Origin of the sequence: Stenotrophomonas sp. MMGLT7 (assembly GCF_021168555.1) — a bacterium.
Classification (GTDB): Bacteria; Pseudomonadota; Gammaproteobacteria; order Xanthomonadales; family Xanthomonadaceae; genus MMGLT7.
In genome coordinates, this window is sequence record NZ_JAJOZS010000002.1 from 162,599 (window position 1) to 189,075 (window position 26,477).

Genomic DNA, 26,477 nt, shown 5'->3' on the forward strand with positions numbered 1-26,477 from the left:
TCGGCTCGCCCTCGGCTTAACGGCCGGATAATATATCGCTCTATCCGGATGAATATAGCCGATTTCATCCGAACCCCTTGGCCCGCCACGCACGGACGCATGCCGCCGCCGGGCCGCCGTCACCGCAGGAGAGAATCCGATGCACCATCCGCTTCCCGCCGCCCTTGCCAGCGCCGTCGCCCTGGCGCTGGCGGCCCCGGCCTTCGCCCAGCAGGCCACGGCCGCTGCCGACACCGCCACGCTGGACACGGTGATCGTCACCGGCACCCGCGCCAGCGACCGCACCGTGCTCGAGTCGACCTCGCCGGTGGACGTGCTCACCGCCGACGACATCCGCAAGGCCGGCGTGGTCAACGGCGAGCTGGGCGGCGCGCTGCAGGCGCTGCTGCCCTCGTTCAACTTCCCGCGCCAGTCCAATTCCGGCGGCGCCGACCACGTGCGCGCCGCGCAGCTGCGCGGGCTGTCGCCGGACCAGGTGCTGGTGCTGGTCAACGGCAAGCGCCGCCACACCTCGGCCCTGGTCAACACCGACAGCAAGATCGGCAAGGGCACCACGCCGGTGGACTTCAACGCCATCCCGGTCAGCGCGATCAAGCGCATCGAGGTGCTGCGCGACGGCGCCGGCGCGCAGTACGGCTCGGACGCGGTGGCCGGGGTGATCAACGTGATCCTCGACGACGCGCCGGAGGGCGGCGCCTGGGAAGCCAGCTTCGGCGCCCACCACACCGACCTGGAGCCGATCCACCGCGAACTCACCGACGGCCAGACCAGCTACCTGTCCGGCAAGGTCGGCACCGCGCTCGGCGACGAGGGCGGCTTCCTGCGCGTCGGCTTCGAGCTGAAGAACCGCGAGGCCACCAACCGCGCCGGCTACGACCAGATCCCGTCATGGGAGCAGACGCCGGCCAACCTGGCGCTGCAGGGCCGGCGCAACTACGCGCTCGGCGACGGCGCGTCCAAGGACCTCAACGCCTGGATCAACGGCAAGCTGCCGTTCGGCGCCACCAGCGAGTTCTACTTCTTCGGCACCTACAACCAGCGCGATACCGAGGGCGCCAACTACTTCCGCTATCCCGACGGCGAGGCCAACTGGCCCGAGGTCTACCCGGACGGCTACCGCCCGGTGTCGCTGGGCGAGAACCGCGACGTGCAGGCGGTGGCGGGCGCGCGCGGGCAATGGGGGCAGTGGGCCTACGACGCCAGCCTGGACTACGGCCGCAACGACTTCACCTACCGGCTGAAGGATTCGCTCAACGCCTCGCTCGGCCCGTCCAGCCCCACCCGCTTCAAGACCGGCGACTACGCCTTCGACCAGGGCGTGGCCAACCTGGACCTGAGCCGGGTGTTCGAGGCCGCCGGCGCCAGCCACACCCTGGGCACCGGCGCGGAGTTCCGCCGCGAGCAGTACCGCACCCACGCCGGCGACCCGGCCAGCTACGCCGCAGGCCCCTACACCGACCGTCCCACCGGCTCGCAGGCCGGCGGCGGGCTGACCCCGCAGGACGAGGCCGACCTGTCGCGCAACGTCGCCAGCGCCTATGCCAGCGTGGCCAGCCAGTTCGGCGAAAAGTTCTCCACCGACATCGCCGCGCGCTACGAGCACTACCAGGACTTCGGCAGCCAGTGGACCGGCAAGCTCGCCGCGCGCTACCAGTTCTCCCCGGCGTTCGCGCTGCGCGGCGCGGTATCCAACAACTTCCACGCCCCGTCGCTGAGCCAGATCGGCTACGAGGCCACCTCCACCGGCTACGACGCCTCCGGCCAGCTGGTGCAGGGACGGCTGCTGTCGGTCAACAACCCGATCGCGCGCGCGCTCGGCGCCACCGATCTCAAGCCGGAGAAGTCGCTCAACTACAGCCTGGGCTTCACCAGCCGCATCGGCGACCACTTCGACCTGTCGCTGGACCTGTTCCAGATCGACATCGACGACCGCATCGCACTGTCCGAGGACATCACCGGCGACGCCCTGACCGGCTTCGTGCAGGACAGCTTCGGCGTGGCCGGGGTGCAGAGCGCCAGCTTCTTCGTCAACGCCGCCGACACCCGCACCCGCGGCGCCGAACTGGTCGCCAACTGGCGCGGCTGGGTGGCCGGCGGCGACATCCTGGTCACCGGCACCTGGGCCTACGCCAAGACCGAGCTGAAGAATGTGGTGGCCACGCCGTCGGCACTGCTGGCGCTGGATCCGGACTACGTGCTGTTCGGCGTGGAGGAGAGCAACACCCTCACCGACGCCACCCCGCGCACCCGTGCCGGCCTGGCCGCCACCTGGAACGACGAGCGCTGGACGCTGTCCTCGCGGCTGAGCCGCTACGGCAGCGCCACCCGCGTGTTCGACTTCGGCGACGGCTACGTCCCGCGCCAGACCTATGGCGCCGAATGGCAGCTGGACCTGGAAGCGGAGTACCGCCTGACTGCGCAGTGGAGCGTGGCGATCGGCGGGCAGAACGTCACCGACAACTACCCGGACAAGTCCAACGAGGACATCTACTACTACGGCAACCTGCCCTACGACGTGCTCTCGCCGATCGGCAGCAACGGCGCCTACTGGTACGGCCGGGTGCGCTACACGTTCTGAACGACAGGTGAGGCAGGACCTCGGCCCGCCGCACCGCATACTCGGGGAAAACCGAAGCCGTCGTCCTCGCGCGGACCTGTCTCTTCACCACATCTCAAGATTCCAGGATCCCTCCTTCTCCCGCTTGCGGGGGAAGGTGCCCGAAGGGCGGATGGGGGCTGTTTGGAGCATGGGAAAGCAAAAGCTCCCCCCATCCGGCGCTGCGCGCCACCTTCCCCCGCAAACGGGAGAAGGGAACTGCCTGTTCCTGATCTTGTGAGCAAGAGACGGCCGCGGGGACGTCAAGTGCGCGGATACCGGCGCTACGATCCAGGTCTCGTCGTCGCCAGGTATGTTGCAACGGCGTTTCCGCAAGCCCCCGCTGACAGGGCAGGACAACATTCCGCGGACAACAGTGCGCCTGCATGGGAACGAGAAGCCCCTCCTCCGCCCGAACTGATCCGGGGACAGGTCCGCTTCACCCATTCCATGACCTGTACCTCACGCCGGTTTGGGGCACAATCGGGGCAATGGCAGAAGCTTCCCCACCCCCGACATCGCCGCCGTCGCTGGAACCGGGCAACGCCCTGTTCCTGGATGTGGACGGCACCCTGATCGACTTCGCCGACCGCCCCGAGCGGGTGCACCTGCTGCCGCAGGTGCGCGATTCGGTCTCCCACCTCAGCGAGCGCCTGCACGGCGCGCTGGCCCTGGTCAGCGGCCGTCCGCTGGCGCAGCTCGACGCGCTGTTCGCACCGCTGCGGCTACCCGCCGCCGGCCTGCACGGCCACCAGCTGCGCGGCACCGCCGGTACCGGACAGGCCCCGGCCGACGCCTCCGCTTCCCTGCATCGCCTGCACCAAGCGGCCAAGCATCTGGCCGCCACGCTGCCCGGCGTGCTGGTGGAGGACAAGGAGGGCATCGGCCTGGCCCTGCACTGGCGCAACGCACCGCAGGCGGCGCAGCAGGTGCTGGCATTCGCCGAAGCGCAGCTGGCGGAGCTGCCGGGCTACCGGCTGCAGCCCGGCGACCACGTGGTGGAATTCGTGCAACTGGGCCGCGACAAGGGCGTGGCGCTGGAACTGCTGATGGGCGAGCCCGCGTTCCACGGCCGCGTGCCGGTGTTCGTCGGCGACGACCTCACCGACGAGTTCGGCTTCGCCGCCGCCAACCGGCTGGGCGGCTGGAGCGTGCTGGTCGGCACCCGCCGCCCGACCGCGGCGCGCTATGCATTGCCGGACATCGCCGCTGCCCATGCCTGGCTGCGCCAAAACGCCGGCATCCCAGGCTGACGATGACGCGCGCACGTCCCCTTCCCCCAGCAGGCCGGGTTGCTTTCACGCCGCGTTTCCCGGCGGCGACGACATGCTTTCCACACAAGGAACCTCACCCCCAATGAGCGAAGCCAACCTCGAACTCGGCGTCATCGGCAACGGCAGCTTCGGCGCGCTGGTGGACAGGCAGGCCCGCGTGGTCTGGAGCTGCATGCCGGCCTTCGACGGCGATCCGGCGTTCTGCGCGCTGCTGTCCCCGCGCGAGCACGAGGGCGGCGACTTCGGCATCGAGCTGGAGGACTTCGCCGCCAGCGAGCAGCACTACGTCACCAACACCGCGATCCTGCGCACGGTGCTGCGCGACGCCCACGGCGGCGCGATCGAGGTGATCGACTTCGCCCCGCGCTGGCGCGAGAACGGGCGCTTCTACCGGCCGGTCAGCATCATCCGCAAGGTCACCCCGCTGGCCGGCAGCCCGCGCATCCGCGTGCGTGCGCGGCCGCTGAGCGACTGGGGCGCCAACGTGCCCGAGTCCACCTGGGGCAGCAACCACATCCGCTGGATGCTGCCGGACTTCACCCTGCGCCTGACCACCGACGTTCCGGTGCGGTTCGTGCGCGAGGGCACCGCGTTCGTGCTCGGCCACCCGGTGCACCTGGTGCTGGGCGTGGACGAATCGCTGCAGCGCATCATCTCCGAATACGTGCACTACGCGCAGGACCGCACCGAGGACTACTGGCGCGAGTGGGTGCGCTACCTGTCCATCCGCCTGGACTGGCAGGACGCGGTGATCCGCAGCGCCATCACCCTGAAGCTGTGCCAGTACGAGGACAGCGGCGCGATCATCGCGGCGATGACCACCTCCATCCCCGAGGCGCCGGACACCCCGCGCAACTGGGACTACCGCTACTGCTGGCTGCGCGACGCCGCCTTCGTGGTGCGCGCGCTCAACCGCCTCGGCGCCACCCGCACGATGGAGCAGTTCATCGGCTACATCTTCAACATCGCCACCAGCGACGGCACCCTGCAGCCGCTGTACGGCATCAACTTCGAGGAACAGCTGCACGAGGACGAGGTCGAGTCCCTGGCCGGCTACCGCGGCATGGGCCCGGTGCGGCGCGGCAACCTGGCCTGGATCCAGAAGCAGCACGACGTCTACGGCAGCGTGGTGCTGGCCTCCACCCAGCTGTTCTTCGACCAGCGTTTGAAGGACCAGGGCGATGCCGCCACCTTCCGCCGGCTGGAACCGTCGGGCGAGCGCGCCTACGCGCTGTTCGACGTGCCCGACGCCGGGCTGTGGGAGTTCCGCGGCCGCGCCGAGGTGCACACCTACACCGCAGTGATGTGCTGGGCCGCCTGCGACCGCCTGTCCAAGATCGCCGACAGGCTCGGCCTGCACGAGCGCACCGGCTACTGGCGCGAGCGCGCCGACAGCATCCACCAGCGCATCATCGACGCGGCCTGGAGCGAGGAACTGGGCCACTTCACCGATACCTTCGGCGGCAAGCGCCTGGATGCTTCGCTGCTGCTGCTGGCGGACCTGGGCTTCGTGGCGCCGGAAGACCCGCGCTTCATCGGCACCGTCGAGGCCATCGGCAAGGTGCTCAAGCACGGCGATGCGCTGTACCGCTACATCGCCCCGGACGACTTCGGCACGCCGGAGACCAGCTTCACCATCTGCACGTTCTGGTACATCGACGCGCTGGCCGCGATCGGGCGCATGGACGAGGCGCGCGAGCTGTTCGAGCGCATCCTCGCCCGCCGCAACCACCTGGGCCTGCTGTCGGAGGACATGGCCTTCGGCGAGGGCGGCGAGCCCTGGGGCAACTTCCCGCAGACGTATTCACACGTGGGGCTTATCATCGCTGCGATGCGGCTGTCGCGTAGTTGGAAGGAGGCCTCATGAGCCGGCTGGTGGTGGTATCCAACCGCGTCGCGCTGCCCGGCGAAAGCCGTGCCGGTGGCCTGGCGGTGGGACTGCTGGCCGCGCTCAAGGAGCGCGGCGGGCTGTGGTTCGGCTGGAGCGGCAAGACCGCGCGCGGCGAGGACAGCGGACGCCTGCACGAACAGGTGGACGGCGACATCCGCTTCGTCACCATGGACCTGACCAAGCACGACCTGGACGGCTACTACAACGGCTTCTCCAACCGCACGCTGTGGCCGCTGCTGCACTTCCGCCTGGACCTGGTGGACTACGACCGCGCCACCCGCGAGGGCTACCGCCGGGTCAACGCGTTGTTCGCCGAGAAGCTGGCGCCGATGCTGCGCGAGAACGACACCGTCTGGATCCACGACTACCACCTGATCCCGCTCGGCTCGCTGCTGCGCGAACGCGGCTTCGGCGGCAAGATCGGCTTCTTCCTGCACGTGCCGATGCCCTCGGCCGACCTGATGCAGGCGCTGCCGGACCATGTGCGGCTGTTCTCCAGCATGTACGCCTACGACCTGGTCGGCTTCCAGACCCAGCGCGACGTGGACCGCTTCCAGGCCTACGTGCGCCTGTTCGGCGGCGGCCGGATCGTCGACCCGAACACGGTGGAAGTGCCAGGCGGCCCGCGCGTGCGCACCGCCGCGTTCCCGATCGGCATCGACACCGAGCTGATCGAGCGGCAGTCGCGCCAGTCCTCCTCCAAGATTGCGGTGCGCGACCTGCGGCAGAGCCTGCGCGGGCGCCAGCTCGCCATCGGCGTGGACCGCCTGGACTACTCCAAGGGACTGCCCGAGCGCTTCCTCGGCTTCGAGCGCTACCTCGAGCGCCATCCCGACCAGCGCGGCAGCCTGACCTACCTGCAGATCGCGCCGGTCTCGCGCGGCGACGTCAACGAGTACCGCCACCTGCGCAACCAGCTCGAACAGATCGCCGGCCACATCAACGGCGGCCATGCCGAACCGGACTGGACGCCGCTGCGCTACGTCAACCAGAACTTCGCCCATTCCACCCTCACCGGCTTCTACCGCAGCGCCTCGGTCGGGCTGGTCACGCCGCTGCGCGACGGCATGAACCTGGTGGCCAAGGAATACGTGGCCTCGCAGGACCCGGAGAACCCCGGCGTGCTGGTGCTGTCGCTGTTCGCCGGCGCCGCCGACGAGTTGCACGGCGCGCTGCTGGTCAACCCGTACGACCTGGACGGCGTGGCCGACGCCATCGCCACCGCCGCCACCATGTCCCTGCCCAAGCGCATCGAGCGCTGGCGGGTGATGATGGAACAACTGCGCCGCTACGACATCTCCTACTGGCGGCGCAGCTACCTGCAGGCGCTGGAAGAGGCCTGAGCCCCTGCTCATGCCCTCCCGTAGCCGGGGGGAACAGGCGACTGCTCCATGCAGGGTCGCTCCCGCGGCCGGATCCTCGCCACGGCACCGCCGCGCATCCGTGCCCGATTGATGCCTTCAATCGGAACCATCGACAGGCCCCGGGGAACGCCGCGGCGCTGCGGCCGCGCAGCGGACCGGCCTCGGTTAGAATGCGTCGCGTATGCCAAGCGAAGTCCGTGTACGTAGCCAGACGAGGCGTCCGTACGCCCGCATACGCCCCCACCCCGATCTGGAATCGTCATGAAGAAACTCCTCAAGGCCGTGGCCGGCCTTGCCGTGCTGCTGATTGTCGCACTGGCCCTGTTCCTCTACTGGCCGCTCCACGAGCGTTCGGTCCCCGCCGCCGAGAACGACACGCCGGTGGACGCCGTGCTCGTCGGCGGCGGCATCATGAGCGTCACGCTCGCCACCTACCTGCAGGAACTGCAGCCGGACTGGCGGGTGGAACTGTTCGAACGCCTCGATGGCGTGGCCCTGGAAAGCTCCAATGGCTGGAACAACGCCGGCACCGGGCATTCGGCCTTCGCCGAGTTGAACTACACCCCGGAACTGCCGGACGGCTCGATCGAGACCAAGCGCGCGGTCGGCATCGCCGAGCAGTTCGAGGTCTCGCGCCAGTTCTGGGCGCACCAGGTGAAGGAAGGCCGCCTGCCCACGCCGTCGGCCTTCATCAACCCCACCCCGCACATGAGCTTCGTGTGGGGCGATGACCGCATCGAGTACCTGCGCAAGCGCCACGACGCGCTGGTCCAGAACCCGCTGTTCTACGGCATGCAGTTCTCCACCGACCCGGCGCAGATCCGCCAGTGGGCTCCGCTGCTGATGGAAGGCCGCGATCCCGCCCAGAAGGTCGCCGCGACCTACATGCCGCTGGGCACCGACGTCAACTTCGGCGTGATCACCAACGAGCTGACCAAGGGCCTGCAGCGCAATCCCAACTTCCACCTGCAGCTGCAGCACGAGGTCACCGCGCTGCGCCAGAACGGCGACAAGACCTGGAACGTCACCGTCAAGGACCTGAACAGCGGCAAGGAACGCACCGTCAAGTCCAGGTTCGTTTTCATCGGCGCCGGCGGCGCCGCACTGAAGATCCTGCAGCTGTCCGGCATCCCGGAATCGAAGAACTACGCAGGCTTCCCGGTCGGCGGCCAGTTCCTGGCGTTCGAGTCGCCGGCCATCGCCGACCGCCACGACGTCAAGGCCTACGGCATGGCCGAGGTCGGCGCGCCGCCGATGTCGGTGCCGCACCTGGATGCGCGCAAGCTCGACGGCAAGCCGGTGGTGCTGTTCGGGCCGTTCGCGCTGTACAGCACCAAGTTCCTGAAGGAAGGCTCCTGGTTCGACCTGTTCTCCTCGGTCAACCACAACAACCTGCTCGGCATGCTGGGCGTGGGCGCGGAGAACCTGGACCTGGTGAAGTACCTCATGCAGCAGGCCCGGCTCACCGACAAGGACCGCCAGGCGGAACTGCTCAAGTACTACCCCAACGCCAAGCCCGAGGACTGGAAGCTGGTGACGGCCGGCCAGCGCGTGCAGGTGATCAAGCGCGATCCGGAGAAGGGCGCCGTGCTGCAGTTCGGCACCGAGATCGTGACCGACCAGGACAAGACCATCGCCGCGCTGCTGGGCGCCTCCCCCGGCGCCTCCACCTCGCCGCCGATCATGCTCGAGTTGCTGGCCAAGGCCTTCCCCCAGCAGATGGCCGGCGGCTGGCAGGAACGCCTGAAGCAGATCGTCCCGTCCTACGGGCGCAAGATCAACGACAGCCCGGAACTGACCAACGAGATCCGCGGCATGACCAGCCAGGCCCTGAACCTGCCGTACCTGGAAGTGCCCGACACGCATGCCACCCCGGCCCAGGATCCGGCCGCCAAGCCGGACCGGCCGGCCAGCCGCAACGTCAACCCGGAGCTGCAGGCGCTGTAGTCCCTCGCCGCCGGCGCCTCGAGGCGCCGGCCATGCGGCACATCGTGGCATCCGCTTGCAAAGCCGACGCTCGCTCCGAGCGTCGGCTTTTTCGTGTCTGTGCGAAATCCAGCCAGCAGCGGCCTCCCGCAGCGAGGCGATCCGGCGAGCCGGCCAGCGTCAGGAGCCAGCGCCCGTATGCCGCGGGCCAGGCCTGGCTCCCTCTCGAAAGCCGGCCTCTCCCAACAGCACAGGGCATTCGCCGCCCGGTGCCCGGCACCCGCCGCACGGGCGCAACCTCGCCTCCGCTCGCGAACAAACCCTGCCGCGTGCGCACCGCCGCGACGAAAAGCCGCCCCCTCGATCGCGCCATTCCGTGCCTGGCCGCCTCAACCCGGCACGACACCCGCCGATAGCCCGGGAGAGGGGGATTCTTCAGTCAATCCGCGGGAGGAACAGCGATGATTCCGAGCAAGAACAATCCCAAGTGGGCCGCCCTCGTACGTGGCGACATCAAGCCCACGTTTCGCGTATTCGCCGGCAACATGATGCTGGGCCAGTGCGCACGCAAGGTGAAAGCCGATCCTTCCGCGCAGACGCTGCAGGCCTGCATCGACGAAGCCCATGCTTTCTTCTGCAAGTACGAGAACCTCTACAAAGACGAACTGCTGGCCTACTTCTGAGGGAGAACACCGATGCTGACCACACCCGAACAAGTCGCGGAGAAGATCCGTGCCGGCGCCACGCTGTACCTGGCAGGAGACGAATCGCTGCTGGACAGCCTGCCGCGCGGCAACTGGATCGGCGGGACGATCCCCTACTTCATGGACCAGCGCGGAGGCGTCCACAGCCGCGATCTGGTCTTCGTCACCGAACTGCCGCGCTCGGTCACCGGCGTGCGCATCCACTGGTACGACGTGGCCGACCTGGCCCGGATCGTCGACGACTCGCCCGACCATGGCTTCAGCCTGCTGATCCTGCCCAACGGCAGCCAGGCCCACGTCCGCTACGCCCAGGATTCGCCGGACTACCCGGGCCTCTACCTCAAGCACATCGCCGGCTGGGTCGCCGGCGTCGACCTGGCCGAACTGGGCCGGACCCTGCCCAGGGTCTACGACGGCACCAGCGGCAAGCGCTACGACGGAGGCTGCGTGGCCCTGCATGCCACGCTGGCCGGCAGCAGCCGGGCCTCGATCGGCATCGTCAACTGTTTCCGCCAGGACGATGGCGACGTGCTGACGTTCCCGGAGGACGGCTTCGAGATCGGCCAGTGCCTGGTCAACGGCCGGCCGCGGACGTTCTCCGAGTACCTCGCCGCCAGGCAGGCCGATCCCCGGCTACCGCTGGTGGCGGACTACAACGGCGAGATGATCAACGTCGGCATCCAGTCGATCGATGCCGCGAAGGGCCGGGTGAAGCTGTATGCGCCCGTCTTCCACGGCGTCGAGTACCGGCTGGCGGCACCGGTCGCCGACTACGTGGAGGAATTCTCGCGACGGCTTCCCCAGGTCGCGTCCAATCCCGTGTTCAGCTGCAACTGCATCCTCAACTTCCTGTACTCGGAACTGGAGGGCAAGCGCACGGGCCAACTGGTCGGACCGGTCACCTTCGGCGAGATCGCCTACCAGGTGCTCAACCAGACCCTGGTCTACCTGCAGATCGACGACGACGACATCGCCGCCTGACCGGCCGGACGCTGACGCGGCCCCGCCGCCGCGTCAGCGAGCGAGGACGGCCGACCCGAGGCAGCCCTGCCATGCCCGCACAGCGGACGCTGCAGGCAGGGAGCGGAAACGCCCTGCATCGGGGCTCCCGCCCAGGCGGGGGCCTACCGGGCTGGACAGGAAAGGCTCCGTGCCTGCGCTTGCACGGGCATGCGCACGGCGACGATCACCGGCAGTGGGCAGCCCGGATGGGAGAGAGCGGCGGCGAGGCAGCGGGAGCCCAGCGGGATTCGGCATCGTTGCGATGCTTGCCGGCCGTTTGCTTCGAGGACGACTTAGTACCGGCGGCACTCTGGCCAGGCCGCCGGCGCACTCTCAGGGAGCGATCCATGCCAGCGTCGCCATGCGCCCGCTGCGGCGGTCGCGACGATGCGAATAGAAGCGCTGCGGGTCCGAGATCGTGCACAGGCCACCGCCGTGCACCCGCTCCGCCGCGATGCCCGCCGTGGCCAGCCGCCTGCGCGCCAGTGCATACAGGTCCACCCGCCAGTGTCCCGGCCGGGTGGCCGCGAAAGCGCCGGCGGCGGCGGCCTCGCGGCCGACGAAGGCCTCGAACACCTCCTCGCCGATCTCGTAGGCCTGCGGCCCGGCCGCCGGCCCCAGCCACGCCCGCAGCCGCGACGGCGCGGTGCGCATCGCCTGCACCGTGCGCTCCAGCACGCCATCGGCAAGTCCGCGCCAGCCGGCATGCGCGGCGGCGACTTCGCTGCCGTCGGCAGCGGCCAGCACCACCGGCAGGCAATCGGCGGTCAGGATCGCCAGGACCACGCCGGGCACCGAGGTCACCGCGGCATCGGCCACCGGTTCCGACTCGATGCCGCTGGCGACAGGCGCGGTGTCGAAACGCAGCACATCGGTCGCGTGCACCTGCCGCAGCCAGTGCGGCGGACCCGGCAGCGCCATGCGCTCGGCCAGCAGCTCGCGGTTGCGCTGCACCCGCGCCGGATCGTCGCCTTCGGGCGTACTGCGGTTGCCGAGGTTGAACGTATCGAACGGCGGTTCGGAGGCGCCCAGACCGTGGCGCAGCGTGGTGAAGGCACGCACCTGCGGCGGCGCCGGCCAGTCGGCCTGCAGCACGATCTCGTTCATCGCCGACCGTTTCCGGGCTGCACCCGACGCGGCGTAGTCGTCCACGCCGGCACACTGCCGTCCGCCGCGTCGACGTCCGGGCGTCGTTGCTGCACATCGGGAACCATCGCGATCGGCAGGACGCCGCCGCGGTGGCCAACGGCCCCCTGCGAAACCCGGCCCTCGCCCTGTAGGAGCGACTTCAGTCGCGATGAAGCCTTACCGCCAATCCCCATCGCGACTGAAGTCGCTCCTACCGACCGTTGCAGCGGAACGTGACCTGGCGGGCAAGCATGAGCGACGTTCGATATCGGATGCGGCAGCACGCTTGCTCGCCGCCCCTCGTCATCCGCGCGAACGCGGGAAGTACCTTCCGGCAGCCGAAATGCTTCACCACAGCCGAACGGCCGGTCATGACCGGTCATGGCTGCCCCATCCGGCGGTGTTCGGACCGGACACGGCAACGTCCATGGGCTCGCGCCGGCGCAGGAGCGGCGATCGGCGCTTTCCCGGACCGCAAGGCGCGGAAATCCCTCGCCGCGGCCCCGGAAAACTCCGGTATCGGATCGATAGCCAGTCATCGGCATCATCGCCGCCCCTCCCCGCTCAGCGCCGTTCGCGCTCGGCTGCCAGCCGCGAATCCTCGCGCAAGGCCGCCAGCAGCTGCAGCATGTCCTGCGGCACCGGCGCGCTGGCGCTCACCGGTTCGCCGGTTACCGGGTGCGCGAACTGCAGCGTCTCGGCGTGCAGCGCCTGCCGGCGGAAGCCGCGCAGCGCGGCGACCAGCGCCTCGGTGGCGCCCTTGGGCAGCTTCAGCGCGCCGCCATAGACGGGATCGCCGACGATGGGATGCTTCAGATGGGCCATGTGCACGCGGATCTGGTGGGTACGGCCGGTCTCGAGCCGGCATTCCAGCGCGGTATGGGCGCGGAAGCGCTCGCGCAGGCGGTAATGGGTGACCGCATCGCGGCCGTCCTCGCGCACGGCCATCTTCAGCCGGTCGCGCGGATGGCGGTCGATCGGCGCGTCGGCGGTACCGCCGGACACCAGCGCCCCGACCACCACCGCCAGGTACTGCCGGTGCACGTCGCGCGCGGCCAGCTGCTCCACCAGCGCGGTCTGCGCCGGCAGCGTGCGCGCCACCACCATCACCCCGCTGGTGTCCTTGTCCAGGCGATGGACGATGCCGGCGCGCGGCAGCGCGGCCAGCGCCGGGTCGCGGTGCAGCAACGCATTGACCAGGGTGCCGTCCGGATTGCCCGCGCCGGGATGCACCACCAGCCCGGCCGGCTTGTCGATCACGAACAGGTGCTCGTCCTCGTACAGCACGTCCAGCGGAATGTCCTGCGGCTGCGCATGGGTCTGGGTCTGCTGCACCGCCCGCAGGCTGACAACCTCGCCACCGCGCACCGGGTCGCGCGGGCGCACCTGGACGCCGTCCAGCAGCACCTGCCCGGACTTGATCCATTCGGCCAGGCGCGAGCGCGAGAATTCGGGAAACAGCTCGGCCAGCACCGCGTCGAAACGGCGGCCGGCGGCGCTGTCGGGGACCGCCGCCTGGCGGGAAAATTCGGGATTCGGGTCGGACATGGAAGGCACTGCGTGGACGGATACGGGGCCCGGGCGACGGTCAAGTCAGTCGCGGGACAGGCCACTAGGCTATCATCGACCTTTCGATTTCCTGACGCGTCCCGCCCTACCCCCATGATCCGACGCCCTGCCCCAAGCTTTTCGCCCCTCCGCCTGATCGCGCTGATGCTGGTCATCGCGTTCGTCGCCACCGGCTGCCACCGCGGCACCAAGGGCAAGAACCCCGAAGAGGGCATGCCGGTCGAGCAGATCTACGAGCGGGCCCACGGCCTGATGGAGAAGGGCAACTGGTCCGGCGCCGAGACCAGCTACAGGCGGCTGATCGCGCAATATCCCTACGGCCCGTACACCGAGCAGGCGATGATCGAGACCGCCTACGCCCAGTACAAGGCCGGCAAGCACGACGATGCGATCTCCAGCATCGACCGCTTCATCCGCACCTACCCGACCCACCGCAACATCGCCTACCTGTACTACCTGCGCGGGCTGTCGAATTCCAACCGCGACACCGTGTTCCTGCGCCGGGTGTGGTCGCTGGATCCCAGCCGCCGCGACCTGTCCACCCCGCAGCAGGCCTACAGTGACTTCAACATCGTCGCCGACCGCTACCCCAACAGCCGCTACGCCGCCGACGCGCGCCAGCGCATGCTCGCCCTGCGCGACATCTTCGCCCAGGCCGAGCTGGACAACGCCCTGTACTACATGCGCCGCGGCGCCTGGGTGTCGGCCGCCAGCCGCGCCAACTACATCCTGGAAACCTACCCGCAGAGCGCCTTCCAGTACGACGCGGTGGCGGTACTGGCCGAGGCGTACACCCGCCTGGGCAACCAGACGCTGGCCGACGATGCCCGCCGCGTGCTGGAGCTCAACCAGCCGCAGCATCCGTGGCTGGCCGGCAACTGGCCCAAGTACCCGTGGGCGATCCGCAAGCTCAACCCATTCGCCGGCGAGAAATCGGCCGCGACCGGGCAGCGCAACGCGGTGATCGACCGCAAGTGAGCTGACTGACAAGCATGGAAAAAGGGGCCGCAAGGCCCCTTTTTCTTGCCGATTTCCCCTTCTCCCGCTTGCGGGGGAAGGTGCCCGAAGGGCGGATGGGGGCTGCCCCCTTCCCCCGCAGGCGGGAGTAGGGAGCTTGCCTGTGCAGATCCGGGACGAATCGGCAGCGTCGAAGCAGGGGAAACAGGGCCCACCAAGCCGCCCCGGCCCGTCCCTATTCCCCGCGATAGCCGTTGGTGATCGGATAGCGCCGCTCGCGGCCGAATGCGCGCCGCGACACCTTGGGCCCCGGCGCGGCCTGGTGGCGCTTCCACTCGTTGATGCGCACCAGCCGCAGCACCTTGTCGACCACCTCGGCCGCATAGCCGGCGGCGACGATCTCCTCGCGCGACTGCTCCTGGTCGACGTAGCGGTACAGGATGCCGTCGAGCACGTCGTAGGCCGGCAGCGAGTCCTGGTCGGTCTGGTCGGGACGCAGTTCGGCCGAGGGCGGCCGCGCGATCACCGCCGGCGGGATCACCGGCGCCCCGCCCACGGTGTTGCGCCACTTCGCCAGGCCGAACACCTCGGTTTTGTACAGGTCCTTCAGCGGCGCGTAGCCGCCGCACATGTCGCCGTAGATGGTGGCGTAGCCGACCGCGTACTCGCTCTTGTTGCCGGTGGTCAGCAGCAGCCCGCCGAACTTGTTGGACAGCGCCATCAGGATGGCGCCACGGCTGCGCGACTGCAGGTTCTCCTCGGTGATGTCAGGCTCGGTGCCGGCGAACACCGGCTCCAGCGCCTTGAGGAAGCCCTCGAACGCCGGCTCGATGGCGATGGTCTCCAGTTGCACGCCCAGCGCCGCGCACTGCTCGGCGGCCAGGTCGTTGGACAGGTCCGCGGTATAGCGCGATGGCAGCCGTACCGCGGTGACGTTGCCCGCGCCCATCGCATCGACCGCGATGGCCAGCACCAGCGCCGAGTCGATGCCGCCGGACAGGCCCAGCAGCACCTTGGAAAAGCCGTTCTTGCGGCAGTAGTCCTGCATCCCGCGCACCACCGCGCGCCAGGCCAGCGCGTCCATGCTCTCGTCGCCGTCGTCCATCCACAGCACCGGGGTGAAGCGGCGGCCTTCGGGATCGAAATCCACCGCCAGCCACTGCTCGGTGAACGCCGCCGCGGCCGGGTGCACGGTGCCGTCGCCGTCGGCCACCACCGATGCGCCGTCGAACACCAGCGCATCCTGCCCGCCGACCACGTTGAGGTAGGCGATCGCCGCACCGCTGTCGCGGGTGCGCTCGGCCAGCAGCGCGTCGCGCTGGGCATGCTTGCCGCGCTCGTAAGGCGAGGCATTGGGCACCAGCACCAGCTGCGCACCGTCGCGCACGCTGTCGTCCAGCGGCTCGGAGAACCACAGGTCCTCGCAGATCACCAGGCCCAGCGTGACCTCGCCTATCTGGAAGGTGCAGGCGCCGCCGTCCGGGTCGACGTCGAAGTAGCGACGCTCGTCGAACACGGCGTAGTTGGGCAGCTCGCGCTTGCGGTAGGTGGTCTCGATGCGGCCGTCGCGCAGCACGCTGGCGGCGTTGTAGACCACGCTGCCGGCACTCTGCGGCCAGCCGACCACCGCGGCGATGCCCTGCACCGAGGCGGCGATGCGGCCGATGGCCTGCTCGCAGTGCGCCAGGAAGCCCGGGCGCAGCAGCAGGTCCTCCGGCGGGTAGCCGCTGACCGCCAGTTCCGGGAACAGCACCACGTCGGCCCCCAGCTCGTCGCGCGCCTGCGCGATCAGCTCGATGATCCGGTCGCTGTTCTGAGCCACCGCGCCGACCGGGAAGTCGAACTGGGCCATGGCGATGCGAAGGGGCTTGGACATTTCATCAGCCTTTTTCCGGGTTCTCCCTGCTGGGAGAAAGAATGGAAGATCGGTCGGACAGCCATCGCAGGATGGCATCACAGACATCGTCGGTCTTTGCCAGCACGTCATTATTCCAGAAGCGCAGCACGGCGAAGCCTTGGCGACGCAAGAACTCGTCGCGAACACCATCGTGGGCCGAATTCAGGTGCTGACTGCCATCCAGCTCCAGGATCAATCGATGCTCGAGACAGGCGAAATCCGCGACATAGGGTCCGACGGGCCATTGCCGACGGAACTTGCACCCCAGCAGGCGGCGATCACGGAGGCGATACCAGAGCTGGCGCTCGGCCTCGGTCATGTCCCGACGCAATTTGCGGGCCAACCCGCGCTTCTGTCCTTCGCGCACCGATTTCTCCCATGCGATCTGCACGGGAAAAATGCAACCAACGGCAGCGATATCCTATCGGCGAAGTTTGCTTGGATATGTGGGGGAATGCAGTCTTTGCGCGAAAAGCGCCCTCATCCGGCGCTACGCGCCACCTTCTCCCGCGAGCGGGAGAAGGATTGGCAGAAGCAAGGGCAAAAGCAAAGGCAGGAGCAAGAACAGGAACAGGAACAAGAGCAGGAGCAGGAACAAGAGCAGGAGCAGGAGCGAGAGCAGCATTTGCTCTGCTCCCTTCTCCCGCTTGCGGGAGAAGGTGCCCGAAGGGCGGATGAGGGCAGCCCTTGAAACAAGAAGGCCGCCCAAAGGCGGCCTTCTGTTACCGTCGCCCGAAGGCCGTCGGCTCTTACTTCTTCAAGCGCTCGGCAATGGCCGCACCCAGGTCGCCCGGCGAACGGACGGTGGTGACGCCAGCCGCTTCCAGCGCGGCGAACTTGCCCTCGGCCGTGCCCTTGCCGCCGGAGGCGATCGCGCCGGCATGGCCCATGCGCTTGCCCTTCGGCGCGGAGGCGCCGGCGATGAAGCCGACCACCGGCTTCTTGACGTTGGCCTTGATGTACTCGGCCGCGGTCTCCTCGGCGTCGCCGCCGATCTCGCCGACCATGATGATGCCCTCGGTCTGCGGATCCTCGTTGAACAGCTTGATGCAGTCGACGAAGTTCAGGCCGTTGATCGGGTCGCCACCGATGCCGATGACGGTGGACTGGCCCAGGCCGGCCACGGTGGTCTGCTTGACCGCTTCATAGGTCAGCGTGCCCGAGCGCGAGACGATGCCGATCTTGCCCTTCTGGTGGATGTGGCCCGGCATGATGCCGATCTTGCACTCGCCCGGGGTGATGATGCCCGGGCAGTTCGGCCCGACCAGCACCACGTCCGGATGCTCCTTGAGCACGTTCTTCACGCGCAGCATGTCCAGCACCGGGATGCCCTCGGTGATGGCCACGATCACCTTGATGCCGGCGGCGATGGCTTCCAGGATCGCGTCGGCCGCGAACGGCGGCGGCACGTAGATCACCGAGGCGTCGGCGCCGGTGGCCTTGACGCCATCGCTGACGGTGTCGAACACCGGCAGTTCGAGGTGGGTGGTGCCGCCCTTGCCCGGGGTGACGCCGCCGACCACCTGGGTGCCGTACTCGATCATCTGGGTGGCGTGGAAGGTGCCCTGCTGGCCGGTGAAGCCCTGCACGAGCACCTTGGTGTTCTTGTTAACAATTACAGACATTGTCGATTCCTAGGTTTCGTGTGGGCTCAGGCGGCGACGGCGGCGACGGCCTTCTTGGCACCGTCGTTGATGTCGTCGGCCGGGATGAGGGCCAGGCCGGACTCGGCCAGCAGCTTCTTGCCGGCCTCGACGTTGGTGCCTTCCAACCGCACCACCACCGGGACCTTGACGCCCACTTCCTTGACCGCGGCGACGATGCCCTCGGCGATCATGTCGCAGCGGACGATGCCACCGAAGATGTTGACGAAGATGGCCTTGACCTTGTCCGAGGACAGGATCAGCTTGAACGCGGTGGTCACGCGCTCCTTGGTGGCGCCGCCGCCGACGTCGAGGAAGTTCGCCGGCTCGCCGCCGTTGAGCTTGATCACGTCCATGGTCGCCATCGCCAGGCCGGCGCCGTTGACCATGCAGCCGATGTCGCCGTCCATGGTCACGTAGTTCAGGTCGTGCTCGGACGCCAGCACCTCGGCCGCGTCTTCCTGCGTGGTGTCGCGCATGGCGACCAGGTCCTTGTGGCGGAACGCGGCGTTGTCGTCGGAATTGATCTTGCCGTCCAGCGCGGCCAGGTTGCCGTCACCGAGGATCGCCAGCGGGTTCAGCTCCACCAGCGACAGGTCCTTCTCGTTGAACAGCTTGTACAGCCCGCCCATCAGCTTGGCCAGCTGGTTGGCCTGCTTGGCGGTCAGGCCGAGCTTGAAGCCGATCTCGCGGCCCTGGTAGGCCTGGAAACCCTCGACGAAATCCACGTTCAGGGTCTGGATCTTGTCGGGAGTCTCGGCGGCGACCTTCTCGATCTCCACGCCGCCCTCGGACGAGGCGATGAAGGTGATGGTCCGGGTGCCGCGATCGACCAGGACGGACAGGTACAGCTCCTTGGCGATCTCGCTGGCCTCGGTCACCAGCACCAGGTTGATCGGCAGCTCGACGCCGGCGGTCTGGTAGGTGGCCATCTTCTTGCCGAGCATGGCATCGGCGGCGGTCTTCACGTCATCGATGGTCTTGCAGAACTTGACGCCGCCGGACTTGCCGCGGCCGCCAGCGTGGATCTGCGCCTTGACCATCCACGGGCCCTGGCCCAGTGCATTGGCCGCCTTGACGGCTTCCTCGGTCGTGGAGGCTACCTGTCCGGCCGGAACCGGGATGCCGTAGTCGGCAAAAAGCTGTTTCGCCTGGTATTCGTGAAAATTCATGCGTCACCGTGGGAAATAGGGAACGAACGCTCCGTTTTTCAGACAGCCGCCGGTCCGGGGGCTGCCCAGGTGCACGGGCGGGCCACTCATTGTCGCCGACGCAGCCCCCTGGCGCAAAACCCCTTGCCAGCGACAAAGCGACGCAGGCAGGCCCGCTACACCGCTCCCGGGACGTCCATTGCACCGCGGCTGCGCCCGGCGCCGCCAAAAGCCGCAAAGTGCGACAAGTCGCCGCACCCCTGGCCTCGTCCGCGGCTTCCGGTGCCCCTCGCCCCATGCGAAGACGCGGCGGCGGGGACGGCACTCTTATACTTGCGCCTCGTCACCCTCGGGGAAGCCGGTGTCGCCCGCCAACGTCCCGTTCGTCCACCGCATCCGCTCGGTCCCGCATCGCGAACTGTATTTCTTCGCCCTGTACCGGGTGCTGGTAGCCGGGCTCATCGCCGCCCTGGTGTTCAGCCCGCTGGCGGTGACGGTGGGCGAGCCGCGTTTCCCGCAGCTGGCCGGCGCGGTGGCGGCCGGCTACCTGGTGCTGGCGGCGCTGCTGCTGTTGTGGGGCCGCAACGAGCGCTGGCTCAAGCCGATCATCCTGTCCAGCGTGCCGGCCGACATCCTGGTCGCGGTGCTGGCCACCCACGCCATGCCCGGCGCCAGCGCCGGCATCGCGATGATGCTGCTGTTCAATGTCGCGGCGGCCTCGATGCTGCTGGCGCTGCGCTACGGCATGGCGATCGCGGTCACCGCCGGCATCGCGATCGTGCTCGAGTACCTGTGGACGATGCTGGACGGCGGCGACACCGTGCGCTCGCTGGCGGAACTGGCGATGTTCGCCACCAGCTACCTCGCGGTGGCCTACATCTGCTACCAGATCGGCGTGCGCGCACGCACCAACCAGGCCCTGGCCGAACGCCGCGGCGCCGAGGTCGCCAACCTGTCGGAGATCAACGAGCTGATCATCCGCCGCATGCGTACCGGCGTGCTCGTGGTCGACGCCCACGACCGCATCACCCTGGCCAACGAGGCGGCGACGGCGATCCTCGGCGAGGACGGCGGCACCGTCGCCAGCGGAACCCGCGAACTGGGCGCCGTCGCACCGCAACTGGCGCGGCGGCTGCAGCGCTGGCGCAAGGGCTGGGAGGGCGAGAAAACGCCGCTGCAACTGTCCCCGGGCCAGCCGGATATCCAGCCCCGCTTCGCCCGCCTGCTGGCCGACGGCGAGCTGACGCTGGTGTTCCTGGACGATGCCACGGTGGTCTCGCGGCGCGCCGAATCGCTCACCCTGTCCACGCTGGGGCGGTTCTCGGCTAGCCTGGCGCACGAGATCCGCAATCCGCTGGCGGCGATCAACTATGCCGCGCAGTTGCTGCAGGAGTCGCGGGGCATCGACGAAACCGACCGGCGCCTGCTGCAGATCATCCACCAACAGTGCCAGCGCACCAACGGCATCGTCGAGAGCGTGCTCGGTCTGGCCCGGCGCGAGCGCGCCAATCCCGAGAACCTGGAACTGGTCGCCTTCGCCCGCCGGTTCGTGGACGAGTACCGGCTCACCCTGTCGATCGAGACCGACAGCCTGGAGATGAGCGCCGATGCCGACGAAATGGCGGCACTGGTGGACCCGCGCCACCTGCAACAGATACTCACCGCCCTGGTGCACAACGCGCTCAAGTACGGCCGCACCCCGGACACCCCGGCGCAGGTCAGGCTGCGGGTGGCCACGCTCGAACGGCATCCCGTCCTCGAGGTGGCCGACCGCGGCCCCGGCATCCCGGAAGCGGTGGCCTCGCAGCTGTTTCGCCCGTTCTTCACCACGTCCGAGCACGGCACCGGGTTGGGACTCTACATCGCCCACGAGCTCTGCCGCGCCAACCAGGCGCAGCTGGAATACGTCGGCGCACCCACCGGCGGCGCCTGCTTCCGCATCACGCTGCCGGCCCCGAATGGCCTGCGGCCGCACTGAAAAAACCGGCGTCCGGCGTCACAAACCGTCACCTGCGAACTGTCACAATCGTTCAGGCTCGGCTATCTTCCCGGCTCATGAACGAACATCGCACAGCCCTCATAGTCGATGACGAGCGCGACATCCGTGAGCTGCTGGTGCTGACCCTGGGACGGATGGGGCTTCGCATCAACACCGCCGCCAATCTCACCGAGGCGCGCGAACTGCTGGCGAGCAACAGCTACGACCTGTGCATCACCGACATGCGCCTGCCCGACGGCAACGGCATCGAGCTGATCAGCGAGATCAACCGCAACCACCCCAACACCCCGGTGGCGATGATCACCGCCTTCGGCAGCATGGACCTGGCGGTGGAAGCGCTGAAGGCCGGCGCCTTCGATGTGGTCAGCAAGCCGGTGGACATCGCGGTGCTGCGCGGGCTGGTACGCCACGCGCTGGAACTCAACAACACCGAGCGTCCGGCACCGCCACCGCCGCCGCCGGAACAGTCCAGCCGCCTGCTCGGCGACTCGCAGCCGATGGCCGAGCTGCGCGCCCTGATCGCCAAGGTCGCGCGCAGCCAGGCCCCGGTGTACATCCTCGGCGAATCCGGCGTCGGCAAGGAACTGGTGGCCCGCACCATCCACGAGCAGAGCGCGCGCAGCGCCGGGCCGTTCGTGCCGGTGAACTGCGGGGCCATTCCCTCCGAATTGATGGAAAGCGAGTTCTTCGGCCACAGGAAGGGCAGCTTCACCGGTGCCCACGCCGACAAGCCGGGCCTGTTCCAGGCGGCCACCGGCGGCACCCTTTTCCTGGACGAGGTAGCCGAGCTGCCGCTGCAGATGCAGGTGAAGCTGCTGCGCGCGATCCAGGAGAAGTCGGTGCGCCCGGTGGGCGCGGCCACGGAGGTGCCGGTGGACGTGCGCATCCTCTCGGCCACCCACAAGAACCTGGCCGACCTGGTCGAGGACAACCGTTTCCGCCACGACCTTTACTACCGCATCAACGTCATCGAACTGCGCGTACCGCCGCTGCGCGAGCGCGGCAGCGACCTGCCACGGCTCGCCGCCGCGATCCTGGCACGGCTGGCACGCAGCCAGGGACGGCCGATCCCGCTGCTGTCGCCGTCGGCGCTGGACGCCCTGGAACACTACGGCTTTCCCGGCAACGTGCGCGAACTGGAGAACGTGCTCGAGCGCGCCCTCGCGCTGGCCGAGGACGACCAGATCGGCGCCGACGACCTGCGCCTGCCGCGGAGCGCGGCGACCCGGGCCGCGCCCGCAGAACCCGCCGCGGCCGCGGAAGCGGTGCACGACATCGATCCGAAATCGACCGCACTTCCTTCCTACATCGAGCAGATGGAGCGCGCCGCGATCCAGAAGGCGCTGGAAGAGAACCGCTGGAACAAGACCCGGACCGCCGCCAAGCTCGGCATCACCTTCCGCGCGCTGCGCTACAAGCTCAAGAAGCTGGGGATGGAGTAGCCGTTACCGGCATGATGCCGACAAACAAAAGCCCGCGCACCGGAAGGTCGCGGGCTCCTGCATACGTACCGGTTGGCACTACTTGCTGTACTGGAACTCGGGCAATGCCTTGATCGCATCCTTGGTCGCGCCCGGCAGCACGAAGTCCTGGCCCTGCAGGCGGAACTGCCTGACCGGCACGGCCACGTTGTGGCGTCCCAGGCCGACGAAACCGCCGGCACCGACGATCGCGTAGGACACCGAGCTGTCCGGCGTGACGATGATGTCGTCGACGGTGCCCACCTTTTCCTTGGCTTCGTTGTAGACCGTCTTGCCGAGGATGTTCTTCTTGGCACTCCAGCCCACCGCGACCGTACGCAGCTCTTCCACGGATACGCCCACCGTGGTCGAACCGGCCACCTGCGCACCGGCCGCGCCGACCGCACCGGCGGCAGCCAGGGCCAACGCCACGGGGGCCAGCTTCTTCAGCATGCTTTTCACGTCCATCTCCTTGTCGTGTCTGTGTTTGCCGGCCGGAATCGGATCTCCCGCCGACAGCGGCACGCTAGTCGCTGCACCGTGAGAGGACGGTGATCGATTAGGGCAGATGGAACCTCAATGCGCCGCGTCCGCCACCGCGCCGTCGACCGCGGTAGCGAACCGGATACGGTGCGTGTGCACCGGCGTGGCAGGCGGGCCGTGGGCACGCCCCCCAGCCATGGGCCGGCTAATCCTTGGTGACGCGGTTGATCTCGGCCAGGCCGGTGATACCGTGCGCTGCCTTGATCAGCGCCGACTGGCGCAGGTCCTTCACGCCGATCCGCCGCGCCGCCTCGGCGATCTGCAGGGCGTTGCCGCCCTCCAGCACGATCTCGGCGATCTCGTCGGTCATCGGCATCACCTGGTAGATGCCGGTGCGGCCCTTGTAGCCCTCGGTGCATTCGTCGCAGCCCACCGGCTCGTACAGCTCGATGCCGGCATCGAGCTGGGCCTGGGTGAAGCCCTCGGCCAGCAGCGCGTGCCCGGGCAGGTGCACCGGCCGCTTGCAGCGGCCGCACAGCCGCCGCGCCAGCCGCTGGGCGATCACCAGCGTCACCGACGAGGTGATGTTGTACGGAGCGATGCCCATGTTCATCAGTCGCGCGATGGTCTGCGGCGCGTCGTTGGTGTGCAGCGTGGACAGCACCATGTGGCCGGTCTGCGCCGCCTTGATGGCGATCTCGGCGGTCTCGAGGTCGCGGATCTCGCCGACCATGATGATGTCCGGGTCCTGTCGCAGGAACGAGCGCAGCGCCGCGGCGAAGGTCATGCCGCGCTTGACGTTCTGCTGCACCTGGTTGACGCCCGGCAGGCGGATTTCCACCGGATCCTCGGCCGTGGAGATGTTGCGCGTGTCGTCGTTGAGGATGCCCAGCGCGGTGTACAGCGACACGGTCTTGCCCGAACCGGTGGGGCCCGTCACCAGCACCATGCCGTAGGGCTTGTGGATGGCGTCGAGGAACAGCTTCTGCTGGTCCGGCTCGTAGCCGAGCTTGTCGATGCCCAGCCGGGCCGCGCTGCCGTCGAGGATGCGCAGCACGATCTTCTCGCCGAACAGCGTCGGCAGCGTGCTCACGCGGAAGTCGATCTGCCTGGACTTGGACAGGTTGAGCTTGATGCGCCCGTCCTGCGGCACCCTCTTCTCGGCGATGTCCAGCTGCGCCATCACCTTCAGGCGTGCGGCGATGCGCTGGTTGAGCTTGACCGGCGCCTTGGCGACCTGCTTGAGCAGGCCATCGATGCGCAGGCGCACCCGGTAGTCGTCCTCGTACGGCTCGAAATGGATGTCCGAGGCGCCCTTGCGGATCGCATCCACCAGCACCTTGTTGACGAACTTCACCACCGGCGTGTCGTCGCCCTTGGCGTCCACGCCGGAATCGGTTCCGCCGTCCTCGTCGCCCGCGGACGTCTCCAGGTTCTCCAGCCCCTCGTCGTCGCCCCCGAGGCTGTCGCCCAGCGACGTGCTGCTCGCCAGCCACAGGTCCAGCGTGCGCCGGATCTGGTCCTCGTCCACCAGGATCGGCTCGACCGCTAGATTGGTATGGAATTTGATCTCGTCCAGCGAACGCGTGGGATCGCTGGTGCCGACGAACAGCCGCCCGCCGCGCTTGAACAGCGGCAGCACCTGGTGCTTGCGCAGCAGCTCCTCGCTGACCAGGCGGATTGCGTTCTGGCCGGCATCGAACGCCGACACGTCCAGCAGCGGCATGCCGAACTCGATCGCATTGGCCGCCGCCAGCTGCGCCGCGCTGACCAGCTTCTTCTCGGTGAACCACTGCGGCAGCGGCACCCTGGCCGCGGCCGCATCGGCCATGGCCCCCCGGGCCGCGGACTCGTCGAGTGCCCCGTCCTGCACCAGGCGGCGGGCAATACCGGTGATGCCAACCAGGTTGGCGGAAGCGACAGCGTTCATGCGGAACGTCCCCAGAGAGCGGAGCAAAGATACCGCAACCTAGTGCCGTTCGTTTGGTAGCCTCGCCAGAGGCACCTGCCCCGGAAGGGCGCCGTCGCCACTACGAAGTCACGATGCTACGGCCATACAGAACAGAGCATCGAAGTCAATTACGGACCCCCCCCGCTTTCCATCCCCAGGGAGAAATCCCCTGTTCGTCTTATCGAGAAAGATCCTCAACCTCGTACTCGCCGCCCTGGTCGAGGCATCCGGCTCGCACGCGGCGTTCGCACAGGGTGGCAAGCTCCAGCAGTCGGTGACCGAACTGAAGGCGGTCGCAGCCGGCTGGAGCGTCAAGAAGCAGGTTGTCGGCAAGACCGTCTATAACGAGAAAATGGAGAAGATCGGTACCGTAGAGGACATCATCGTTACACCGGAGCGGTCGGTGTCCTATGCCATCGTCGGTGCCGCAGCACGGCAGGTATGAAGGCCCCCTATGGGCCCCTTTTGTTTGGTCCCTCGCGCAGATCGGTCGCAAGTCCGGGCCACGCCCCGTGCTCATGAGACCCCAAGTACCACAATGGAAAGCGACAAGCCCGCCGGAAAGCGGGCTTGTCGTTGGCTACGGCGGGTCAGAGCAGAATCAGGTAAGTGAATCTGACCCCGTTATTACAGATTACGGATCGGTCGGCTCGGGCGTTACTGCGCCAGCAGCGGCCTGGCAGCTACCCGGCCGGAACTGTGCCGGGATCGAGCCACCACATCCCCAGCTAGCAATGACTCCGTCAACCGGAGCGGCCGGCGTAAGCGTAATAGTTTCGCCATCAATTCCAGTTGCGATATTTGTGGCAGTAGCAGTGATTTTGCTGCCATCCCAAGTCACGCCACTAACATACTGCGTCGCCACACTGGCCGGCTCCCACGTTGAATCAGGCAATTCACCATTGCTAGATACGTACTCAGAAATAGCGGTACGCGAGGCCGATGCAGCCAAGATCACCTCCGACACCTTAGCTTTTTTCGTGTAGTCACTATAAGCCGGCAACGCAATAGCTGCCAAAATGGCAATAATCGCGACCACGATCATCAATTCAATCAGCGTAAAACCCTGCTGCTTCTTCATTTCTACATCCCCTAGAGGTTGATGGAAAACTCAAGCCACCCGGTCAGCAATCGCCCCAGCGACGCGCGGTCCGGTGCCACTTACAGGAAGGTTCAAGCAGGTCGCGTGCCAGATTGTTGGCACGCTTTCCTAGACTCCCCAGTGAGCATGATGGCAGCAATGCGGGGGAATGGAAGCCTTCGATACCTCATCTGCCATGGATTTGGCGGGCGGACGTCTTGCGTCACTTTTTGTCACTTAGCGGCAGACCACAGGCTGAGGACACGTCTCCGACGCTCCGCAATCCGAGAGGACCGAAGGCAGAACATAGGGCGGACTGAAGTCCATCGCTGACGTGCCACTGCACTCCGTGCAACGGCGGGCCAAGGCCAGCCCTGTGGGTCCCTCCGGGCTCAGACATG

General features: G+C 68.0%; 21 protein-coding genes. 12 read left to right on the top strand and 9 right to left on the bottom strand.

Going from position 1 to position 26,477, the window contains the following annotated elements; genetic code table 11:
* Positions 1–139: 139 nt before the first annotated feature.
* The 7 genes from LRX76_RS03455 to LRX76_RS03485 all read left to right on the top strand — a co-directional run bounded on the left by LRX76_RS03455 (position 140) and on the right by LRX76_RS03485 (position 10,736).
* Positions 140–2,578: a TonB-dependent receptor gene (locus LRX76_RS03455; RefSeq protein ID WP_231802123.1), complete on the top strand. Its 2,439-nt coding sequence runs from the start codon at positions 140–142 to the stop codon at positions 2,576–2,578.
* A 509-nt stretch (positions 2,579–3,087) separates the two neighbouring features.
* On the top strand, positions 3,088–3,849 hold the full coding sequence (gene otsB, locus LRX76_RS03460) for a trehalose-phosphatase (RefSeq protein WP_231802125.1): 762 nt from the start codon (positions 3,088–3,090) through the stop codon (positions 3,847–3,849).
* 103 nt (positions 3,850–3,952) lie between these two features.
* Positions 3,953–5,737 carry a glycoside hydrolase family 15 protein gene (locus tag LRX76_RS03465; protein ID WP_231802127.1) on the top strand — a complete coding sequence of 595 codons (1,785 nt, stop codon included), beginning with the start codon at positions 3,953–3,955 and terminating at the stop codon, positions 5,735–5,737.
* Positions 5,734–7,104, top strand: coding sequence for an alpha,alpha-trehalose-phosphate synthase (UDP-forming) (gene otsA / locus LRX76_RS03470; protein WP_231802130.1), 1,371 nt, complete (start codon positions 5,734–5,736; stop codon positions 7,102–7,104). Before LRX76_RS03465 ends, otsA begins: the two co-directional genes overlap by 4 nt.
* Positions 7,105–7,386: 282 nt before the next feature.
* Positions 7,387–9,072: a malate dehydrogenase (quinone) gene (gene mqo, locus LRX76_RS03475; RefSeq protein ID WP_231802132.1), complete on the top strand. Its 1,686-nt coding sequence runs from the start codon at positions 7,387–7,389 to the stop codon at positions 9,070–9,072.
* A 440-nt stretch (positions 9,073–9,512) separates the two neighbouring features.
* A complete protein-coding gene (locus LRX76_RS03480) occupies positions 9,513–9,734 on the top strand; it encodes a hypothetical protein (protein ID WP_231802134.1) in 222 nt (73 codons plus the stop codon).
* Between the two features lie 12 nt (positions 9,735–9,746).
* Positions 9,747–10,736 carry a hypothetical protein gene (locus LRX76_RS03485; RefSeq protein ID WP_231802136.1) on the top strand — a complete coding sequence of 330 codons (990 nt, stop codon included), beginning with the start codon at positions 9,747–9,749 and terminating at the stop codon, positions 10,734–10,736.
* 354 nt (positions 10,737–11,090) lie between these two features.
* On the opposite strand, the gene pgeF is transcribed toward LRX76_RS03485, so the two are convergent.
* Together pgeF and rluD are read right to left on the bottom strand one after the other, a co-directional pair.
* Positions 11,091–11,864, bottom strand: a complete 774-nt coding sequence (pgeF, locus tag LRX76_RS03490) for a peptidoglycan editing factor PgeF (protein WP_231802138.1) — start codon at positions 11,862–11,864, stop codon at positions 11,091–11,093.
* 585 nt (positions 11,865–12,449) lie between these two features.
* Positions 12,450–13,433 (bottom strand): 23S rRNA pseudouridine(1911/1915/1917) synthase RluD, encoded by a 984-nt coding sequence (gene rluD, locus LRX76_RS03495; RefSeq protein ID WP_231802140.1) that lies wholly within the window; start codon positions 13,431–13,433, stop codon positions 12,450–12,452.
* Between the two features lie 114 nt (positions 13,434–13,547).
* On the opposite strand from rluD, the gene LRX76_RS03500 reads away from it, so the two are divergent.
* Positions 13,548–14,432, top strand: coding sequence for an outer membrane protein assembly factor BamD (locus LRX76_RS03500; RefSeq protein ID WP_231802142.1), 885 nt, complete (start codon positions 13,548–13,550; stop codon positions 14,430–14,432).
* A 214-nt stretch (positions 14,433–14,646) separates the two neighbouring features.
* Here LRX76_RS03500 and LRX76_RS03505 read toward each other — a convergent pair whose 3' ends face one another.
* Together LRX76_RS03505 and LRX76_RS03510 are read right to left on the bottom strand one after the other, a co-directional pair.
* Positions 14,647–16,287, bottom strand: a complete 1,641-nt coding sequence (locus LRX76_RS03505; RefSeq protein WP_231802144.1) for an NAD+ synthase — start codon at positions 16,285–16,287, stop codon at positions 14,647–14,649.
* A gap of 4 nt (positions 16,288–16,291) precedes the next feature.
* A complete protein-coding gene (locus LRX76_RS03510) occupies positions 16,292–16,675 on the bottom strand; it encodes a DUF559 domain-containing protein (RefSeq protein WP_231802627.1) in 384 nt (127 codons plus the stop codon).
* 87 nt (positions 16,676–16,762) lie between these two features.
* On the opposite strand from LRX76_RS03510, the gene LRX76_RS03515 reads away from it, so the two are divergent.
* Complete coding sequence (locus LRX76_RS03515) at positions 16,763–16,999, top strand: hypothetical protein (RefSeq protein WP_231802146.1); 237 nt, start codon at positions 16,763–16,765, stop codon at positions 16,997–16,999.
* A gap of 58 nt (positions 17,000–17,057) precedes the next feature.
* On the opposite strand, the gene sucD is transcribed toward LRX76_RS03515, so the two are convergent.
* Both sucD and sucC read right to left on the bottom strand, forming a co-directional pair.
* Positions 17,058–17,933 (bottom strand): succinate--CoA ligase subunit alpha, encoded by an 876-nt coding sequence (sucD, locus tag LRX76_RS03520; protein WP_231802148.1) that lies wholly within the window; start codon positions 17,931–17,933, stop codon positions 17,058–17,060.
* 26 nt (positions 17,934–17,959) lie between these two features.
* Positions 17,960–19,123, bottom strand: a complete 1,164-nt coding sequence (gene sucC / locus LRX76_RS03525; RefSeq protein ID WP_231802150.1) for an ADP-forming succinate--CoA ligase subunit beta — start codon at positions 19,121–19,123, stop codon at positions 17,960–17,962.
* 340 nt (positions 19,124–19,463) lie between these two features.
* Between sucC and LRX76_RS03530 the strand changes: the two genes are divergently transcribed.
* Both LRX76_RS03530 and LRX76_RS03535 read left to right on the top strand, forming a co-directional pair.
* On the top strand, positions 19,464–21,080 hold the full coding sequence (locus LRX76_RS03530; RefSeq protein ID WP_231802152.1) for an ATP-binding protein: 1,617 nt from the start codon (positions 19,464–19,466) through the stop codon (positions 21,078–21,080).
* A gap of 77 nt (positions 21,081–21,157) precedes the next feature.
* Positions 21,158–22,543, top strand: coding sequence for a sigma-54 dependent transcriptional regulator (locus tag LRX76_RS03535; protein ID WP_231802154.1), 1,386 nt, complete (start codon positions 21,158–21,160; stop codon positions 22,541–22,543).
* 78 nt (positions 22,544–22,621) lie between these two features.
* On the opposite strand, the gene LRX76_RS03540 is transcribed toward LRX76_RS03535, so the two are convergent.
* Both LRX76_RS03540 and pilB read right to left on the bottom strand, forming a co-directional pair.
* Entirely contained in the window at positions 22,622–23,014 is a 393-nt protein-coding gene (locus LRX76_RS03540; RefSeq protein ID WP_231802630.1) for a PRC-barrel domain-containing protein, read from the bottom strand.
* Positions 23,015–23,249: 235 nt separating this feature from the next.
* Positions 23,250–24,974 (bottom strand): type IV-A pilus assembly ATPase PilB, encoded by a 1,725-nt coding sequence (pilB, locus tag LRX76_RS03545; protein ID WP_231802156.1) that lies wholly within the window; start codon positions 24,972–24,974, stop codon positions 23,250–23,252.
* A gap of 295 nt (positions 24,975–25,269) precedes the next feature.
* On the opposite strand from pilB, the gene LRX76_RS03550 reads away from it, so the two are divergent.
* Positions 25,270–25,440, top strand: a complete 171-nt coding sequence (locus tag LRX76_RS03550) for a PRC-barrel domain-containing protein (RefSeq protein WP_231802158.1) — start codon at positions 25,270–25,272, stop codon at positions 25,438–25,440.
* Positions 25,441–25,629: 189 nt separating this feature from the next.
* Here the strand turns inward: LRX76_RS03550 and LRX76_RS03555 are convergent, their stop codons facing one another.
* The gene (locus LRX76_RS03555) at positions 25,630–26,076 is read right to left on the bottom strand and encodes a pilin (RefSeq protein ID WP_269450700.1); all 447 of its coding nucleotides are present in this window, start codon (positions 26,074–26,076) and stop codon (positions 25,630–25,632) included.
* Positions 26,077–26,477 lie beyond the last annotated feature (401 nt).

Excerpts from the sequence above, each read along its gene's own strand:
- LRX76_RS03455 (WP_231802123.1), top strand. The coding sequence starts at position 140 with ATGCACCATCCGCTTCCCGCCGCCCTTGCCAGCGCCGTCGCCCTGGCG.
- otsB (WP_231802125.1), top strand. The coding sequence starts at position 3,088 with ATGGCAGAAGCTTCCCCACCCCCGACATCGCCGCCGTCGCTGGAACCG.
- LRX76_RS03465 (WP_231802127.1), top strand. The coding sequence starts at position 3,953 with ATGAGCGAAGCCAACCTCGAACTCGGCGTCATCGGCAACGGCAGCTTC.
- otsA (WP_231802130.1), top strand. The coding sequence starts at position 5,734 with ATGAGCCGGCTGGTGGTGGTATCCAACCGCGTCGCGCTGCCCGGCGAA.
- mqo (WP_231802132.1), top strand. The coding sequence starts at position 7,387 with ATGAAGAAACTCCTCAAGGCCGTGGCCGGCCTTGCCGTGCTGCTGATT.
- LRX76_RS03480 (WP_231802134.1), top strand. The coding sequence starts at position 9,513 with ATGATTCCGAGCAAGAACAATCCCAAGTGGGCCGCCCTCGTACGTGGC.
- LRX76_RS03485 (WP_231802136.1), top strand. The coding sequence starts at position 9,747 with ATGCTGACCACACCCGAACAAGTCGCGGAGAAGATCCGTGCCGGCGCC.
- pgeF (WP_231802138.1), bottom strand. The coding sequence starts at position 11,864 with ATGAACGAGATCGTGCTGCAGGCCGACTGGCCGGCGCCGCCGCAGGTG.
- rluD (WP_231802140.1), bottom strand. The coding sequence starts at position 13,433 with ATGTCCGACCCGAATCCCGAATTTTCCCGCCAGGCGGCGGTCCCCGAC.
- LRX76_RS03500 (WP_231802142.1), top strand. The coding sequence starts at position 13,548 with ATGATCCGACGCCCTGCCCCAAGCTTTTCGCCCCTCCGCCTGATCGCG.
- LRX76_RS03505 (WP_231802144.1), bottom strand. The coding sequence starts at position 16,287 with ATGTCCAAGCCCCTTCGCATCGCCATGGCCCAGTTCGACTTCCCGGTC.
- LRX76_RS03515 (WP_231802146.1), top strand. The coding sequence starts at position 16,763 with ATGCAGTCTTTGCGCGAAAAGCGCCCTCATCCGGCGCTACGCGCCACC.
- sucD (WP_231802148.1), bottom strand. The coding sequence starts at position 17,933 with ATGTCTGTAATTGTTAACAAGAACACCAAGGTGCTCGTGCAGGGCTTC.
- sucC (WP_231802150.1), bottom strand. The coding sequence starts at position 19,123 with ATGAATTTTCACGAATACCAGGCGAAACAGCTTTTTGCCGACTACGGC.
- LRX76_RS03535 (WP_231802154.1), top strand. The coding sequence starts at position 21,158 with ATGAACGAACATCGCACAGCCCTCATAGTCGATGACGAGCGCGACATC.
- LRX76_RS03540 (WP_231802630.1), bottom strand. The coding sequence starts at position 23,014 with ATGCTGAAGAAGCTGGCCCCCGTGGCGTTGGCCCTGGCTGCCGCCGGT.
- pilB (WP_231802156.1), bottom strand. The coding sequence starts at position 24,974 with ATGAACGCTGTCGCTTCCGCCAACCTGGTTGGCATCACCGGTATTGCC.
- LRX76_RS03555 (WP_269450700.1), bottom strand. The coding sequence starts at position 26,076 with ATGAAGAAGCAGCAGGGTTTTACGCTGATTGAATTGATGATCGTGGTC.